The following is a 785-nucleotide window of genomic DNA, read 5'->3' on the forward strand; positions in this document are numbered from 1 at the left end:
ATCCCCGGTGGGGTGTTGTTCTGGAAAGCCAACGCCACCTGGAACAATGGATGATGCGCCGTGGAACGCACCGGGTTGAGTAGTTCGACCAGCAGCTCGAACGGCGCGTCCTGATGGGCGTAGGCGGCCAGCGCCTTTTCTCGTACCTGCCCGAGCAAGTCGGTGAACGAACCGGTCGGGGTGAGGTGTGCCCGCAACACCCACGTATTGACGAAGCATCCGACCAGGTCGGTCAATGCCTCCTCGGTACGCCCGGCGATCGGTGTCCCGACCGGGATGTCGGTCCCCGCCCCCAGGTGATACAGCAACACCACCAACCCCGCCTGCAGCACCATCGACACCGTCGCGTTTTCCCGCCGCGCGAGCTGTTGCAGCAGCGTCCGGGTCTCGGCGTCGATCTCCACCGCCACGGTGTCACCGCGATAGCTGGCCACTCGTGGGCGCGGCCGGTCGGTCGGCAACGACAGTTGTGCGGGCAACCCGGCCAGCTCGTCCCGCCAATACGCCAACTGCCGCGACACCACACTGTCGGGATCGGTGTGCTCACCCGACAGTTGCCGCTGCCACAGCGTGTAGTCCGCATACTGCACCGGCAACGGCACCCAGTCCGGGCTGCGGTCGTGGGTGCGTGCGGTGTAGGCGGTCGCCAGATCCCGCAACAACGGCGCCAACGACCACCCGTCCCCGGCGATGTGGTGGATCAGCAGCAGTAGCACGTACTCGTCGCGGGTATGGTCGTTCTCGCCTGGGCCGGTGCAGCGGAACACACTCGCCCGCACCGGGAT

General features: G+C 66.6%; 1 protein-coding gene. It reads right to left on the reverse strand.

The genetic code is table 11. The annotated features are described in order from the left end of the window. Window positions 1-785: condensation domain-containing protein (locus ACX4ZE_RS22880; protein WP_480275529.1), on the reverse strand; the 785-nt coding region annotated here is incomplete at both ends.

It is taken from the genome of Nocardia sp. TBRC8007 (genome assembly GCF_056629435.1).